At 65.9% G+C, this 14,386-nt stretch carries 16 protein-coding genes; 10 read left to right on the top strand and 6 right to left on the bottom strand.

The window, feature by feature from the left end:
• The first annotated feature begins 17 nt into the window (after positions 1-17).
• From pta to Q9293_RS08300, 6 genes are read left to right on the top strand one after another with little or no spacing between them, the layout of a single operon-like run.
• Positions 18-1,022: a phosphate acetyltransferase gene (gene pta, locus Q9293_RS08275; RefSeq protein ID WP_306251923.1), complete on the top strand. Its 1,005-nt coding sequence runs from the start codon at positions 18-20 to the stop codon at positions 1,020-1,022.
• Positions 1,019-1,600 carry a phosphoribosylglycinamide formyltransferase gene (locus Q9293_RS08280; RefSeq protein ID WP_306251925.1) on the top strand — a complete coding sequence of 194 codons (582 nt, stop codon included), beginning with the start codon at positions 1,019-1,021 and terminating at the stop codon, positions 1,598-1,600. The genes pta and Q9293_RS08280 overlap by 4 nt, the downstream gene beginning before the upstream one ends.
• Before the next feature lie 38 nt (positions 1,601-1,638).
• A complete protein-coding gene (locus Q9293_RS08285; protein ID WP_306251927.1) occupies positions 1,639-3,033 on the top strand; it encodes an NAD(P)H-hydrate dehydratase in 1,395 nt (464 codons plus the stop codon).
• Positions 3,026-3,460: a tRNA (adenosine(37)-N6)-threonylcarbamoyltransferase complex ATPase subunit type 1 TsaE gene (gene tsaE / locus Q9293_RS08290; protein WP_306251929.1), complete on the top strand. Its 435-nt coding sequence runs from the start codon at positions 3,026-3,028 to the stop codon at positions 3,458-3,460. The genes Q9293_RS08285 and tsaE overlap by 8 nt, the downstream gene beginning before the upstream one ends.
• 7 nt (positions 3,461-3,467) lie before the next feature.
• Positions 3,468-4,751, top strand: coding sequence for a DNA recombination protein RmuC (locus Q9293_RS08295; protein ID WP_306251931.1), 1,284 nt, complete (start codon positions 3,468-3,470; stop codon positions 4,749-4,751).
• Positions 4,752-4,807: 56 nt separating this feature from the next.
• Positions 4,808-5,314 carry an HNH endonuclease gene (locus Q9293_RS08300; protein ID WP_306251933.1) on the top strand — a complete coding sequence of 169 codons (507 nt, stop codon included), beginning with the start codon at positions 4,808-4,810 and terminating at the stop codon, positions 5,312-5,314.
• On the opposite strand, the gene Q9293_RS08305 is transcribed toward Q9293_RS08300, so the two are convergent.
• On the bottom strand, positions 5,311-6,594 hold the full coding sequence (locus Q9293_RS08305; RefSeq protein WP_306251935.1) for an anthranilate synthase component I family protein: 1,284 nt from the start codon (positions 6,592-6,594) through the stop codon (positions 5,311-5,313). The genes Q9293_RS08300 and Q9293_RS08305 overlap by 4 nt on opposite strands.
• A 156-nt stretch (positions 6,595-6,750) precedes the next feature.
• Between Q9293_RS08305 and Q9293_RS08310 the strand changes: the two genes are divergently transcribed.
• The 3 genes from Q9293_RS08310 to Q9293_RS08320 all read left to right on the top strand — a co-directional run bounded on the left by Q9293_RS08310 (position 6,751) and on the right by Q9293_RS08320 (position 9,448).
• Positions 6,751-8,223, top strand: a complete 1,473-nt coding sequence (locus Q9293_RS08310) for a leucyl aminopeptidase (RefSeq protein WP_306251937.1) — start codon at positions 6,751-6,753, stop codon at positions 8,221-8,223.
• Positions 8,224-8,374: 151 nt separating this feature from the next.
• Positions 8,375-8,671 (top strand): HU family DNA-binding protein, encoded by a 297-nt coding sequence (locus tag Q9293_RS08315; protein ID WP_372342180.1) that lies wholly within the window; start codon positions 8,375-8,377, stop codon positions 8,669-8,671.
• 39 nt (positions 8,672-8,710) lie between these two features.
• A complete protein-coding gene (locus tag Q9293_RS08320) occupies positions 8,711-9,448 on the top strand; it encodes a CsgG/HfaB family protein (RefSeq protein WP_306251939.1) in 738 nt (245 codons plus the stop codon).
• A 49-nt stretch (positions 9,449-9,497) separates the two neighbouring features.
• On the opposite strand, the gene Q9293_RS08325 is transcribed toward Q9293_RS08320, so the two are convergent.
• From Q9293_RS08325 to Q9293_RS08345, 5 genes are read right to left on the bottom strand one after another with little or no spacing between them, the layout of a single operon-like run.
• The gene (locus Q9293_RS08325) at positions 9,498-10,448 is read right to left on the bottom strand and encodes a hypothetical protein (RefSeq protein WP_306251941.1); all 951 of its coding nucleotides are present in this window, start codon (positions 10,446-10,448) and stop codon (positions 9,498-9,500) included.
• Positions 10,445-10,738, bottom strand: a complete 294-nt coding sequence (locus Q9293_RS08330; protein ID WP_306251943.1) for a 2Fe-2S iron-sulfur cluster-binding protein — start codon at positions 10,736-10,738, stop codon at positions 10,445-10,447. Before Q9293_RS08330 ends, Q9293_RS08325 begins: the two co-directional genes overlap by 4 nt.
• 2 nt (positions 10,739-10,740) lie before the next feature.
• Complete coding sequence (locus Q9293_RS08335) at positions 10,741-11,178, bottom strand: hypothetical protein (RefSeq protein ID WP_306251945.1); 438 nt, start codon at positions 11,176-11,178, stop codon at positions 10,741-10,743.
• Positions 11,179-11,236: 58 nt separating this feature from the next.
• Positions 11,237-11,728 (bottom strand): 2-C-methyl-D-erythritol 2,4-cyclodiphosphate synthase, encoded by a 492-nt coding sequence (ispF, locus tag Q9293_RS08340; protein WP_306251947.1) that lies wholly within the window; start codon positions 11,726-11,728, stop codon positions 11,237-11,239.
• Entirely contained in the window at positions 11,725-13,251 is a 1,527-nt protein-coding gene (locus Q9293_RS08345; protein ID WP_306251949.1) for an ATP-binding protein, read from the bottom strand. Before Q9293_RS08345 ends, ispF begins: the two co-directional genes overlap by 4 nt.
• A gap of 106 nt (positions 13,252-13,357) precedes the next feature.
• Here Q9293_RS08345 and ruvB point away from each other — a divergent pair, with 106 nt between their 5' ends.
• Positions 13,358-14,371: a Holliday junction branch migration DNA helicase RuvB gene (gene ruvB / locus Q9293_RS08350; RefSeq protein WP_306251951.1), complete on the top strand. Its 1,014-nt coding sequence runs from the start codon at positions 13,358-13,360 to the stop codon at positions 14,369-14,371.
• The last annotated feature ends 15 nt before the right edge of the window (positions 14,372-14,386 follow it).

The raw sequence follows: 14,386 nt of genomic DNA on the forward strand, positions 1-14,386 counted from the left end.
ACCATCCGGAGGAATCCATGACCCACACCAACCACGCCCGCTGGATGGAGCGCTTCCGCGCCCGCGCCAAGGAACTGCAGCGCCACATCGTTCTGCCGGAAGGCCGCGAGGATCGCACCCTCCAGGCCGCGCAGCTATTGCTGGACCAGGGCCTCTGTCGACTCACCCTCCTGGGCGATCCGGCAGACATGGCCAAGCGGGCCTCAGGCCTGGGCCTTTCGCTGAAGGGTGTAGAAATGGTGGATCCCGCCACCAGCCCATTGCTACAGGAGCTGGCCGGCGCCTACTACGAGCGCCGCAAGGCCAAGGGCATCACCGAGGTCCAGGCCCTGGAGGCCGTGCACAACCCGCTCTGGTTTGGCGCCATGCTGGTGCAGGCGGGCCACTGCGACGGCATGGTGGCTGGCGCGCTGAACACCACCGCCGAGACCGTGCGCGCCTGCCTGCAGGCCATCGGCGCCGCCAAGGGCATCAAGACCGTCTCCAGCTTCTTCATGATGGTCCACCCCGATGCCTCTTTTGGTGAGCAGGGCGCGGTGATCTTCTCGGATTGCGCCGTGGTGCCCGATCCCACTCCGGAACAGCTGGCTGACATCGCCATCGCCGCCGCTGAGAACGCCCGCAGTGTCATGGGTGTGGAACCCCGCGTGGCCCTGCTCAGCTTCTCCACCCGCGGTTCCGCCGAGCACCCTTGCGTCGACAAGGTGCGCGCGGCCCTGGCCATCATCAAGGAGAAAGCGCCGAACCTGTCCGTGGATGGCGAGCTTCAGGCCGATGCGGCCCTGCTGCCTTCAGTGGGCGAGCGCAAGGCGCCGGGCTCGACCGTGGCTGGCCGCGCCAACGTTCTCGTCTTCCCCAATCTGGATGCGGGCAACATCTCGTACAAGATCGCGGAGCGCATGGGCGGTGCCGCCGCCATTGGGCCCTTCCTCCAGGGCCTGGCCCGTCCCGCCAATGATCTGAGCCGCGGTTGCAGCCCTCAGGACATCGCGGACGTGGTGGTGCTGACGGCCCTCCAGTGAAGCGACTCGCCTTCTTCATCTCCGGCTCGGGCGGCAATGCCCTGAACCTCGTCAGGGCCTGCCGCGAGGGCCGGATTCCGGGCCAACCGGTGCTGGGCCTGGCCTCCACGGCCAAGGCGGAGGGCATCGCCCGCCTGGAGGCGGAAGGTCTACCCGTGGCCGTGGTGGTGCGGAAGGATTTCGACTCGGACGAAGCCTTTTCTGCGGCCTGCTATCTGGCTGCAGAGAAGGCGGGGGCTGAAGTGATCTGTCTCTGTGGCTGGCTGAAGAAGCTGGCCGTGCCTGCCCACTGGGAGGGTCGCATCCTGAACATCCATCCCGGCTTGCTGCCGCAGTACGGCGGGCCTGGCATGTTCGGCATGCATGTGCATCGCGCCGTGCTGGCGGCGGGCGAAACCGAATCTGGCGCCACGGTGCACCTGGTGGATGGCGAGTATGACCATGGCCGCATCCTTGACCAGCAGCGGGTCCCTGTTCTCCCTGGGGATGCGCCCGAGGACCTGCAACAGCGGGTCTACGCCGCGGAAATGGAACTCTTTCCGAGGGCCTTGGCGGCGTACTTGTCGGATCGGATCTAGACTGTCGGCATGAACCTCAATCCTCAACCCGGTGCCCTGTGATCCCCCTCCTCACTGCCGACGAGATGCGGGCCGCCGAGCGCCAGGCCATTGAGGACTGGGGCGTGCCTTCGTTGGTCCTCCAGGAGCATGCCGCCCTTGGTGCCCTGGCCTTGCTGCCTTCCGATGGGCCTCTGCAGGTGCTGGCGGGACCTGGCAACAACGGCGGTGATGCGCTGGCCCTGGCACGCTTGGCCAAGCTTCAAGGCCGTGCCGTGACGGTCTGGTCCCCCACGGGGCAGGAGGAATGGAAGGGTGACGCTGCTCTGCAGGCTCACCTGTGGAGGGGGCTGGGTGGCGAGATTCACACGGGATCCGACCCCGCTGACCTCATGCGGACTTGGCGGGGCTGGTGTGTGGATGGCCTCTTCGGTCTGGGCACCTCCCGCGCTCTGGATGGCGCCGCGCTCCGATGGGTGCAGGCCCTCAATGCTTCGGGATTGCCGGTCCTGGCACTGGACCTGCCCAGCGGCCTGGATCCCAGTGCAGCAGAACTGCCTGGCGAGGTCGTGCGCGCCACCCGCACCGCCTGTTTCGGCGCCCTGAAGGTTTGCCACGGTCTGCTCCCCGCCAAGGAAGTCTGCGGCGCGATCACGGTTGTGCCCATCCCATTGAACGGGCCGCTCGAGGCCAACCTGCGGCTGCTGGAGCGTCCGGTCTTGCCCCCGCGGGCCTGGAACGCCCACAAGGGCAGCTTCGGCCACGTGGCCATTCGGGCGGGCAGCCTGGGCATGAGTGGCGCCGCTGTGCTGGCGGCCCTGGGCGCCCTTAGGGTAGGTGCGGGCCTGGTGACGGTGTTCACCGAGCCCGAAGTTCGCGCCGAGGTGGCGGCGCAGGTTCCCGAGGCCATGGTGCAGGCCTGGAAGGGCTCCGTGCCCCGGGAGATGGACGTGCTGCTCGTGGGACCCGGAGGCATCACCCAGGTGCCGGATTGGGACGGTCCCCTGGTGGTGGATGCGTCCGCCCTGCAGGCGGGAGAAGGCAGGCGCTGGATGGAGCGGCCCGGCACGGCCATCACGCCGCATCCCGGTGAATTCGCGCGGCTCTTCCATCTGTCGCGTCCGCTGCTGATGGATGAGCGTCTGGTCCAGGCCCGCCAGGTATCGGCGGGCAAGCCCGGCGTGCTGGTGCTGAAGGGCGCCCAGAGTGTGATTGCGGGCGGCGCACAGGAGGGCCTCTGGATCAACCCCACCGGTCATCCCGGCATGGCGACGGGGGGCAGCGGCGACCTGCTGGCGGGCATGGTGGCCGGGTTCCGGGCCCAGGGCCTGCCCATGCGAGAGGCGGCGGCTGCTGCCACCTGGCTCCATGGCGCCGCCGGGGATCGAATGCCCGGGGCGGGGCTGCTGCCGCGGGACCTGGCGAACCTGCTGCCGGAGCTGCTCCGTGCCTGAGGCTGTGCTGCCGAGCGACGAGGCCACCGAGGCCTTGGGCGAGGCGCTGGCCCGTCTCACCCCGCCGGGTGGAACCTGGTTGCTGCGCGGCGAACTTGGCGCCGGTAAGACCACATGGACGCGGGGCTTCCTGCGCGGGTTGGGTGGCGATCCCGATGAAGTGTCCTCGCCCACCTACGCGGTGCTTCACCGCTACGAGGCCGGGGAGGGCCGCCTCTTCCACCTGGATCTCTACCGCCCCGGCCCCGAAGGCGCCTGGAGCCTGGGCCTGGAGGAGGCCCTCTCTCTCGCGGACCGGCTGGTGGTGGAGTGGGCCGGAGGAGAGGGACCCTGGCCCACAGGCTGGGTGGCCCATCTTTCCTTGATTCCTCACGGGGAAGGCCGCAAGGCGGAATGGACAATGCCTGGCGATTCTTCCGGGCGATGATGGCGGCATGACTCCGATCCCAGTCGCGTTGCTCCTCCTGTCTGCCCTCACCGCCCTCCTGGCGGCGCTGGCCCTATGGGCCAGCCTCCGGCATCGCCCCTTCGACCCTGCGCCCTTCGAGGCCCTGCGCCGCCACGCGGAAGAGCTGGCCTCCCGGGACCGCGGCGAAGCCCAGCAGGCCCTGGCCACGCAGATCCGGCCCCTGCAGGCGGAACTTGGGGCCTTGCGAACAGCCCAGGCCGAAAAACTCGGCGAAGGCTTCCGCCTCCTGGCCACCGCCACGCAGGACGCGCTGCGCGCTTCGCGGGAGGAGCAGGCCGCGCAGTTGGCCCAGGTGCAGTTGCAGGTGGAGCGCCGCCTGGAGGCCATCCAGGCCTCCAATGAAGAGCGTTTGGAGCGCATGCGGCGCACGGTGGACGAGAAGCTGCACGAGGCCTTGGAAAAGAGGCTGGGTGAAAGCTTCAACCTGGTGGCCCAGCGCCTGGAGCAGGTGCAGAAGGGCCTCGGCGAGATGCAGTCCCTTGCCCAGGACGTGGGCGGATTGAAGCGCGCCCTGACCAACGTGAAGACTCGCGGCGTCCTGGGAGAGGCCCAGCTGGGCGCCCTCCTGGAGCAGTTCTTGTCGGCGGGGCAGTACGCAGCGAATGTGAAGATCCGGCCCCGTTCCGCCGAGGTGGTGGAGTTCGCGGTGAAACTCCCGGGGGCCGAAGAGGGCGGCACGGTCTGGCTGCCCATCGACGCCAAGTTCCCGCTGGAGGATTACCAACGCCTCATGGAGGCCTACGAGGTGGGCGATCTCGCCGCGGTGGAGACGGCGGGCAGGGCGCTGGAGAACCGACTGCTGGGCCAGGCGCTCGACATCCGCGACAAGTACATCGCGCCGCCCCACAGCACCGATTTCGCCCTGCTCTTCCTGCCCTTCGAGGGGCTATATGCTGAGGCCCTTCGGCGGCCGGGCCTGCTGGAGCGGATCCAGCGGGAATGCAAGGTCACCTTCGTGGGCCCGACCACGCTCACGGCCTTCCTGAATAGTCTGCAGGTGGGTTTCAAGACCCTGGCCATTACCAAGCAGAGTGGGGAAGTTTGGAAGCTGCTGGGCCACGTGAAGGCCGAGTTCGGTAAATTCGGTGAATCCCTGGCCCTGGTCCAGAAGAAGCTGGACGAGGCCAGTTCCAGGCTGGGAGATGTGTCCAAGCGGAAGGAACTCATGGAGAAGCGTCTGGCAGGGGTCGAGGCCCTGCCGGAAAGTGAGGGAACACCCCTGCTGGCAGCCCCGTCCCGCAGCGAATAATTCACTTCACAATTCGGGAGAATGCCTTAGGATTCGGGCCAACCCCGGGGGGTGAGATGCTGAAGGGACGGGAACGGCACGGCGTCGGCGAAGTCATCGCCGTGGACCGGAACTATGTCCCCATGCAGGAAGTCAGCCGCCGCCGCGCCCTCTGCGCCGTCGTGTCCGGACGGGCCCATGTGCTGAACCCCGTTACTTTCGAACGGCATGGCAACCTGGAGGGGCGGCTGGAGCTGATCATCTTCCCCCATGCCCAGGCCTGCAGCGATTCCAAGCTGCTACTGGGGCGGCTGGAGCGCCGGGTGCTGCGCCGGGATCAGTACCTCTGCCAGTACGAAGGCTGCCACCGCAAGGCCACCACCGTGGATCACGTGGTGCCCCTCTGTCAGGGCGGCGCCACCTCCTGGCAGAACCTGGTGGGCTGCTGCCTGTCCTGCAACCAGACCAAGGGGGGCCGCACGCCGGACCAGGCCGGCATGGTGCTGAAGCGCCAGCCCAAGGGGCCGAGGGCCCACCTCTTTGAGCAGTTCGAGCAGTTGCTGAAGCGGGCGAGTGCCGCCTAGCCGCCTAGTAATGCGCGGGTCTTCAGGTGCAGTTCCTCCCACTCGCGTTGGGGGTCGCTGCGCCGGGTGATGCCGCCGCCGGCCCAGTAGGTGAGCTGCTCCCCTTGGATTTGCGCGGTGCGGATGGGCAGGGCCAGGTCCAGGTCGCCGTTGGGAGCGATCCATCCCACGGCGCCGCAGTAGAACCCCCTGGGTGCCGCCTCGGCTCCGGCGAGATGGCGACAGACGGCATGTTTCGGCGCACCGGTGATGCTGCCGCCGGGTAGCACCGCCCGCAGCAGTTCGGCCAATCCCAGCCCCGGCTTCGCCGCCGCTTCCACCGTGCTGACCAAGTGCTGCACAGTGGGGTAGGGCTCCACCGTCATGGGCCGAATCACCTGCACGGAACCGGACCGCGCGACGCGGCCCAGGTCATTGCGGATCAGATCCAGAATCATGGTGTGTTCGGCCCGCTCCTTGGGATCCGTGGCCAGGGCCTTCGCCGCGGCAGCATCCAACGCGGGATCGCCCGTCAGAGGGGCGCTCCCCTTGATGGGCTGGGACCAAAGCCGCTCGCCGCGGCGGGCCAGCAGACGCTCCATGCTGAGGCTGAGGAGGCGAAGCCCGCCGAGTTCCAGCAGGGCCCCAAAGGGAGGCCGGGCCCGCCGGAAACAGGAGAGGGCGAAGGTCACCGGATCTCCACTGAGCCGCCCTGTGAAGGGGACGCAGAGATTGGCAACGTAGAATCCGCCCTCCAGGATGCGGGACTGGATGGTTTCAACGGCGGATCGATGCTGGGAGGGCCCCCAGTCCGAGGCCAGGTCCACGGAAACCCGACCCAGGGCGCAGGTGGGGGAAAGATGGGCCTGCCAGGCGATGGGGTCTGGAGGGGTGGCTCCCCAGGACCAGAGTTCGGCGGCTCCATCCTTCACGTGCAGGGCCTCCTGCAAACCCAGCCAATGCTGGCCTAGCTGGCCCTCAGGGAGTGGTTTCCTGGGCAGACCCGCCTCGTCGCAGGCCAGCTCAAAGGTCGCTGCGCCCACCCAAGGAAAGGGATGGCGTCGAAGGGCCCCCTCGAGCGCCTCCCAGGGGGACTCTGGTTGGGGTTTCCCGTTCAGGGTGGTGGTCCAGGTTTCACCTGTCCAGGTGGTCTTTAATGCCATCCCGGGGAGCCCAAGCAGGCCCTCGCCGGTATCACCGGTGTGCAGCCATGCCGCACCGGAGCGCAGCAGGCCCTGGGCGCAGGCGGGCCAGGGGGCCGGAAGGGGGAAGGGCAGGCGATGCCTGGGCGCAAGGTCCATCCGCCCATGATCCCATTGGATCGGAATTTAAGCTCAAGGGACTAAAGATGAAAAAGTTGGCGCTACAAGATTGTTATCTTGTGACAAATAATGAACAAAAAATGATCTTTTCTTTTTTTTGATTTCCACTAGTCTCTTTGCCCAGGAGGAACTCCTATGCCTTCAGTGGATATCAGCTCACAGACCGGAAAGGATTTCGCGGGAGATGCGTTAATCGTTCCCGTGTTCTCGGGTCGTGAACGCCATCGCCTGCCTCTTGCCATCAGCAAGGTGGCGCGTCAAGTGATGGATGAGGAAGATTTCAAGGCGGACTATCTTGAAGTTGTGCCGCTCCATCATCCAAACGGTGTGAAGGAAAGCCGTTGGATGGTGCTGGTGGGCCTCGGCGACGAGGAGAAGGTGACGCTTAATAAGATCCGCAAAGCGGTGGGCACGGCGGGCCGCTTCTGCCTCAAGAAGAAGTGGAAGAAGATCGGCGTGCTCTCGCCCTCCACCTCCAACCTGGACCACGACGCGGTGCAGGTGGCGGTGACGGAAGGGGCTCTGCTCGGCAACTACGATTTCGTGGCATTCAAGGGTGGAAAACCAGAAGCCAAGCAATTCACTTCCATCGACATCTTCACCAATGGGGATGACACTCGCAAGGCGCGTCGCAAGCTGCCCATTGTCGAGGCTGGCGTGGCTGCCTGCCATCGCGTCCGCGATCTCGCCAACACCCCTGCAGGTGATCTCTATCCGGAAGTCTTCGCCGAAACAGCCGTGAAATTGGCCAAGCAGCACAAACTCCACTGCGAGGTGCTGGATGTGCCTGCCCTTGAAAAGGGCGGATTCCGCTCGGTGCTGGCCGTGGGCCAGGGCAGTGCCCGACCGCCTCGGGTGGTCAAGCTGGAATACAAGCCCAAGGAGAAGCCCAAGAAGCATGTCGTCCTCGTCGGCAAGGGTGTCTGCTTCGATTCGGGCGGGCTCTCCCTCAAGGATGCCTCCGGCATGGAGACGATGAAGGACGACATGACGGGTGCCGCCATCGTGCTGGCGACCCTGGTGGCCTGCGCGCAGCTGGAAGTGCCGGTCCAGGTGACGGGTCTCCTGGGCCTGGTGGAAAACATGCCGTCAGGTTCCAGCTACAAGCCCGGCGACGTGCTGCGCAGCCGCAGCGGCAAGACCATCGAGGTGCTGAACACCGATGCCGAGGGCCGGTTGGTGCTGGCGGACCTCCTCCACTATGCCAGCGAGATGGGGGCTGACCACGTGGTGGATCTGGCCACCCTCACTGGGGCTGCGCTCGTGGCCATGGGGGATGGTGTCTCCGCGGTGATGGGCACCGACCAGAAGCTGGTGGACCGGCTTCTGGATGCGGGTGGTTCTGTGGGCGAGTATCTCTGGCAGCTGCCGCTGGTGGAGGAGTACGCCGACCAGCTCAAGAGCCCTCTGGCTGATCTGAAAAACATCACGGGCATCCGCTGGGGCGGCACCATCACCGCCGGGCTGTTCCTGCGGGAATTTGTGGATCACGCCTCCTGGGCCCACATTGACTTGTCCGGCAGCTGGTCCGGGAAGGAGCGGGACTACCGCACCCACGGAGGCAGCGGCGAGGGGCCCCGCTTCCTGCTCGAATGGCTCATGGACTGACGGTTCCCTCCATCGGGGGCGGAGAGGGGGGACTTGTTCCCCCCTTTTTTTCAAATAGATGGAGATGTCCCTCTTGACCGCGAGGCCAGGATGGGGATTTATTGAGGACTGCCCTCACGTCACCCAAGCCCCCCCACCCCCCGGAGTTCCCATGGAAGCGATGGAAACCCTCACCAAGGCTGACCTCTCCCGCCACCTCATGGAGCGCCTTGAACTGGGTAAGAAGGATGCTGATCTCCTGGTGAATACCTTCCTGGAGGCCATCATCGAATCCCTCAAGACCGGCGAAGGGGTGGAGCTGCGCGGCTTCGGCAGCTTCCGCCTCCGGGACCGGCGGGCCCGTCAGGGGCGCAATCCCCGCAGTGGCGAGAGCATCCAGGTGCCGCCTAAGCGGGTGGTCTACTTCAAGCTGGGCAAGGAGCTTCGCAGCAAGCTCATCGATGACTGAACCCCGGGTCTGAACCCTCGACATCGACAAGGAGTCTCCATGCGCCTTTCCAAACTGTTCGTCTCCCTGATGGCAGTAGTGGCCCTTGCGGCCCCTGCCTTTGCGCAGAAGAAACTCTCCAAGGAGGAGAAAGCCAAACTTCCGCGCATCGCCATCCTCGAATTCAAGGCCGCCCCAGATGCCTGGCACGGCTGGCATCACGGCGGCTGGGGCAACCAGATGAGCACCATCTCCAACCAGCTGCGTGACCTCTTCACCACCGAGATTGTGGAGAAGGGCAAGAACAAGATCCGCGTCGTGGAGCGGGAGCGGCTCAACGAGATCCGCGACGAACTCCACTTCCAGCAGAGTGGTGAAGTGGATACGGCCACGGTCCAGAAGATCGGCAAGCTGCTGGGTGTGAAGTACGTGATGACCGGCAAGGTCACCCGCTTCGCCTACAAGGAAGGTGGCTTCAGTTCCGGCTGGGGCGTGGGCGCCCTGGTCAGCAAGGTCACGGGCGATGGCATGGCCGGTGCCGTGGCGGGCAGCGTGAACATCAAGAAGGCCTCCTTCACCGGGCGCCTCGACATTCGCCTCATCGAAGTGGAAACCGGCGAAGTGCTGGGTGCCTGGAAGGATGAGGACAAGGTGGACAACACCTCTGTGAAGGTTGCGGGCACCGGCGGCGATGTCCAGTACGACGAAGAGCTCGTGAACAAGGTGTTCGAGCCCATCGTGGCGCGCATCACTCCCAAATTGCTTCGGGCCACGGTTTCGGCCAACGAGGACGAATAGCCTTCCATGCCTTCTGCGTAAAGGGCCCTGCGGGGCCCTTTCTTTTGGGCTAGGGGAACCAGCGATTCACAGCGGCGTTGATGGTCTTCGTGTAGTCCGATCCGAGGACATCGGCGCAGTGGAGGTGCCATGTGGACACTTCCACCACCTGGCCATTTTGAAATTGGGCCGCCACGGCTCGTTGCACCGCGGGAGGTGCCAGACGGTCCTGGGTGGCCAGGAAGCAGAGGCTGGGGGTGCCCAATCGCAGGGAGCCGAGTCGCTGGATCAGGTCCGTGTCCTCGGGCCGGTACCGCCCCATGCGCCCGGCCGCGAGGGCTGCGGTGGCGCCGATGGGCGGGGCCAGCACGTGCCACCAGCGGTCTTCGGGGCCACGTACCAGGCGTTCGGCGAAGCTGCGGCTGCTCGCGGGGGCGCCCTCCCAGATGATGCCCGCCAAAGGGCCCTTGCCCTCGCGTTCCAGGTCGGCAAGCGCCAGCAGACCCACAGAAGCCCCGAGGCTACGGCCCAGCAGCAGGATGCGGCGACGGGGCACACCGGAGGCTTCCAGATGGTGCACCATGCGGATCACATCCCGGGATTCGAGGACGCCGAAGGTGACTGCCGGAACCGGGCCTCCCTGGCGCATGGCATCATCGCGGCGGCGGTAGGTGAAGATGGCCGCATCCAGGCGCGGAAACCACTTGAGGGCCGGGCTGGTGCCCCAGCGGTCGTCGCCGAAACCATGGAGGAGGAGCACCACGCCGGGTGACGGCGTGGGCCGGGTGAACCGCCAAAGCTGCAGGCCGTCGACCTCTTCGCTGGTCCAGCGGCCGCCGGGATCTCCATCCTGGCCCTTGGCCAGGTCATCGTAGGTTCCCTGCACCCGCGTCAGCGGCTGGGGGCGGTAGAAGGGCGGATCCACCAGCTCATGGGCCACGGCCCGGCTCTTCCAGGCCATGAACCCAGTGACACCGAGGATGGGTGCGAGGCTCAGAGAGATCCAAATTACGCGCTTCACCAGTACCCCGTCGTGACCAGGAGTTCGTTGGTGGCAGGGCCGGTCACGCACTGACAGCCCAGACGTTGGGCGGGCTCCGCGCCATTTCTTTCGAGGACTGCCAGTTCGTGCGAATCCGGCGGTGGCAGGCGCTCCAGGCCCTGGAGGATGGTCAGGACGCATTTCCCGCAGGCGCCGCGTCCCGAACAGGCTGAAGCCACGGGCAAACCCACGGCCAGACACTGCGCCATGAGGGTGCCCCGTCCCGAAAGGATGTGGTCCCGTCGACGGGTCCGGGCCACCACCGTCATGGCTACTTGTGCAGGGTCGCGGTCACGCCGGGCAGGCCTTCGGCGGTGGGCAGGGGATCCGGCTTCCCGTAGAGCACTGCATCCAGGCGCTGCGTGAGGGTCACCTGATAGATGCCCTTGTCCGCCGGCAGATCCAGCTCGCCCTGATCGGGGCTGAAGGTTTCCCGCTGACTGGTGAGGAAGAACCGGTGCTTGCCCGTGCTCAGGCCCTGGACCTGAAGGCTGATGCCCCCCTTGGCTGTCTGTTGAACCGGGATGCGGGCCCCGTCCAGCGTGAGTTCCACGGGCCCTCGGACGGGGCGGGTGAAGCGGAAGACCACCGAACCCGCAGGGATCGGGTGCTTGGGTGTCAGGGGTACCTTGCTGCAACCCATGAACAACGCGGCGGACATCGCGGCGCCCAACAGCACCAGGGCGGATAGAACGGGGTGGAACTTCATGAACCCTCCGGGACTTCCATCATATGCGATGAAGGCCCACGAGGTCTCACCTGAGGCCTTATCTGCGCTGGAGGAGCACGACCGCTTGGGCCGCAAGCCCTTCGCCGCGGCCCGTGAAGCCCAGCTTCTCGGTGGTGGTGGCCTTCACGTTCAGACCTTCCGTGGCCACTCCGAGCAGGGGCGCCACCCGCTCCCGCATGCGCTGCCGGTGGGGGCCGATCTTGGGCCGTTCACCGATGAGGCACACATCCGCATTCACCACCTGCCAGCCCCGCGAGGTGAGGTCTGCCATGACCCGCTCCAGGAGCAGGGCCGAATCTGCGCCCTTGTAGGCCACGTCGGTATCCGGGAAGTGCTGGCCGATGTCTCCGAGGCCCGCGGCTCCCAGCAGGGCATCCATGAGGGCGTGCAGCATCACGTCGGCGTCGCTGTGGCCCGCAAGACCCTGGTCATGGGGGATCTCGCAGCCCATGAGCATCAGCGGGCGGCCCTCCTCGGGCTGGGCGAAGCGATGCACATCGAAGCCTTGGCCGATGCGGCAGCCAATCATGGGCCCTCGCTGCCCAGCACCCGGTGATTCCCCGTGGATTCATCGGAGACTTTGTAGGCGCCGGTGATGGCGTGTTCGGGCAGGGTGATGATCACTTCCGTGCCCTTGCCTTCTTCGCTGATGAATTCGAGGGTGCCGCCGTGCTCCTCCACGATCTTCTTGACGGTGGCCATGCCGAGGCCGGTGCCTTTCTTCTTTCCGTAGCTGAAGAAGGGCTCGAAGATCCGCTTCATCACTTTGCGGGGAATGCCCCGGCCGCGGTCTTTCACCCGGATTTGGACGGCGCCGGTCACCTGGCTCCAGGACACGATGACTTCGCCGGTCATGTCCGTGGTGGCATCGAGGGCGTTGGCCATGATGTTTTCCATGACGCGGGTGAAGCGTCCCGGATCGAGCTTGACCAGGCACTTGGGCCCTTCGGCGCGGAGTTGCACCCCCAGTTCTGCGGCCCGGGGAACCATGGGCTCCAGGATGGCTTCAAGGAAGACCTGCAGATCCACGGTCTCGCGGTTGGGCTCTCGCACCTTGGCGAAATCCAGCACGTCCTGGCTCAGATGGGTCAGCCGGTCCACGCATTCCAGGATCTTCTGGCTGTGATGGCGGACCTTGTGATCCTCGGTGGAGAGCTCCAGCAGGTCCGCATGGCCGCGAAGGACGAACAGGCCGTTCTTGAAGTCGTGCACGATGGAGCTTGCCACCTGGCCCACCGTGGCCAGCACGTGGCTGCGCAGGTTCTCTTCGGAGAGGCGGGTCCGCTCGATGGCGATGGCGCAGAGGGCGACGATGGCCTCGAAGGTCTCCCGGTCCGGCGGCTCGGTGATGGGGCGCCGACTGTCCAGATAGACCACGCCGAGCCGCTTGCCCTGAAGCAGCAGGGGCAGGCAGAGGATGGTCTTCAGCTCCAGCCGCTGGATGGACAGGTGGTTCATCAAGTGGTGTTCATCAGCCACATTGAGGATCCAGATGGGATCCCCTGTCTCGAACACCTTGTGGACACTGGAGAGGGAGACCTGGATGCTACCTTCCAGTTCCTTGCCCAGGTTGCGCTGCACCCGGGTCAGGAGCTCGCCGTCCTCCAGCAGCATGAGGAAGCCCCGGTCGGTCCCCGAGATGGAAAGCAGCTTGTCCAGGGACTGCTCCAGCAGGTCTTCCAGGTCCACTTCCTCGGCCAGCAGCTGGGCGGTTTCCAGGATGGCCTGGAGGTGCAGCTCGGAGCTGGTCTGATCCAGGCTGAGCAGAGTCAGGGTGTAGGCGCCGTCCGCCAGGCGCAGCGGCGTCCCCGGCTCCCAGGCCACTCGGCCCAGCTGCTGGTCTTTGTAGAAACTGCCGTGAGTGGTTTGCAGATCTTCGGCCCACCAGACGTCATCGCGCAATTCAAGGCGCAGGTGGTTGCGGCTGATCATGCTGTCGGACAGCACCACATCGCAAAGGCTCTGCCTGCCCAGGGTGACGGACCGGGTGAGGGGGACACTGCGCTCGAAGCCGTGCCTGTCTCTGATCAACAGCTGGTAGCGCTGGGCCACAGCAACTCTCGGGAAGGGGAAGGGCATTTGGACGGGACTGCGTGAACCCAAGATTATCCGCCCACCGGCTGGACACAAGTGGAAGTCCCGTGAGGGAATAGGAGTCATGCACCGACACCCCGATCTCGATCCCACCGATGGTTCTGAGGATCCGGCCGAATACTCATTGCGGCCGCAGAGGCTCCAGGAATATATCGGCCAGGAGAAGGTCAAAGCTCGATTGGAAATCGCCCTCCAGGCCGCCACCCGGCGGGGAGAAGTGATGGATCACGTGCTGCTGTTCGGCCCTCCCGGCCTCGGCAAGACCACGCTGGCCCATGTGCTGGCCAATGAAATGGGGGCGCCCTGCAAGGTGATCCAGGCTCCGGCGCTGGAGAAGAAGGGCGATCTGGCGGCCATCCTCACCAACCTGGAAGCCGGCGAATTCCTCTTCATCGACGAGATCCACCGCCTGTCCGCGCCCATCGAGGAACTGCTCTACGCGGCCATGGAGGATCGGAAACTGGACATCCTCATCGGGCAGGGGCCCAGTGCCCAGACCCTCAAGGTGGACCTGCGCCCCTTCACCCTGGTGGGCGCCACCACGCGGGCGGGGCTCATCTCCAAGCCCCTCCACGACCGCTTCGGCATGGTGCATCGCCTGGAGTTCTACACGCGGGCCGAGCTGGCCATCATCGCGAACCGTTCGGCGGACCTGCTGGGCATCCACCTGGCGAAGGAAGGCTCCGAAGCCATCGCCCGGCGCAGCCGCGGGACGCCGCGCATCTGCAATCGGCTGTTGCGGCGCTGCCGGGACTATGCCGAGGTGAAGGGCGACGGCACCATCACCGAAGCCTCCGCCGATGCCTGCCTCAAACTGCATGAGGTGGATGACCTGGGCCTGGATGCCTTGGATCGCGAGTACCTTCAGGCGATCTGCCACAAACACCGGGGTGGTCCCGTGGGCCTGCGCACCTTGGCGGCGGCTCTGGGCGAGGATGAAGGTGCCTTGGAGGATCTGGTGGAGCCCTACCTCATGCAGGTCGGGTTCCTGGACCGCACGCCCCAAGGCCGCAAGGCCACCGACGCGGCCTATGCCTACCTCGGCGTGAAGTCCGATCCGGGGCCGTTGTTCCGGTAGGTTGCGTGAAAGCGC

The organism is Geothrix sp. PMB-07 (assembly GCF_030758935.1).
Classification (GTDB): domain Bacteria; phylum Acidobacteriota; class Holophagae; order Holophagales; family Holophagaceae; genus Geothrix.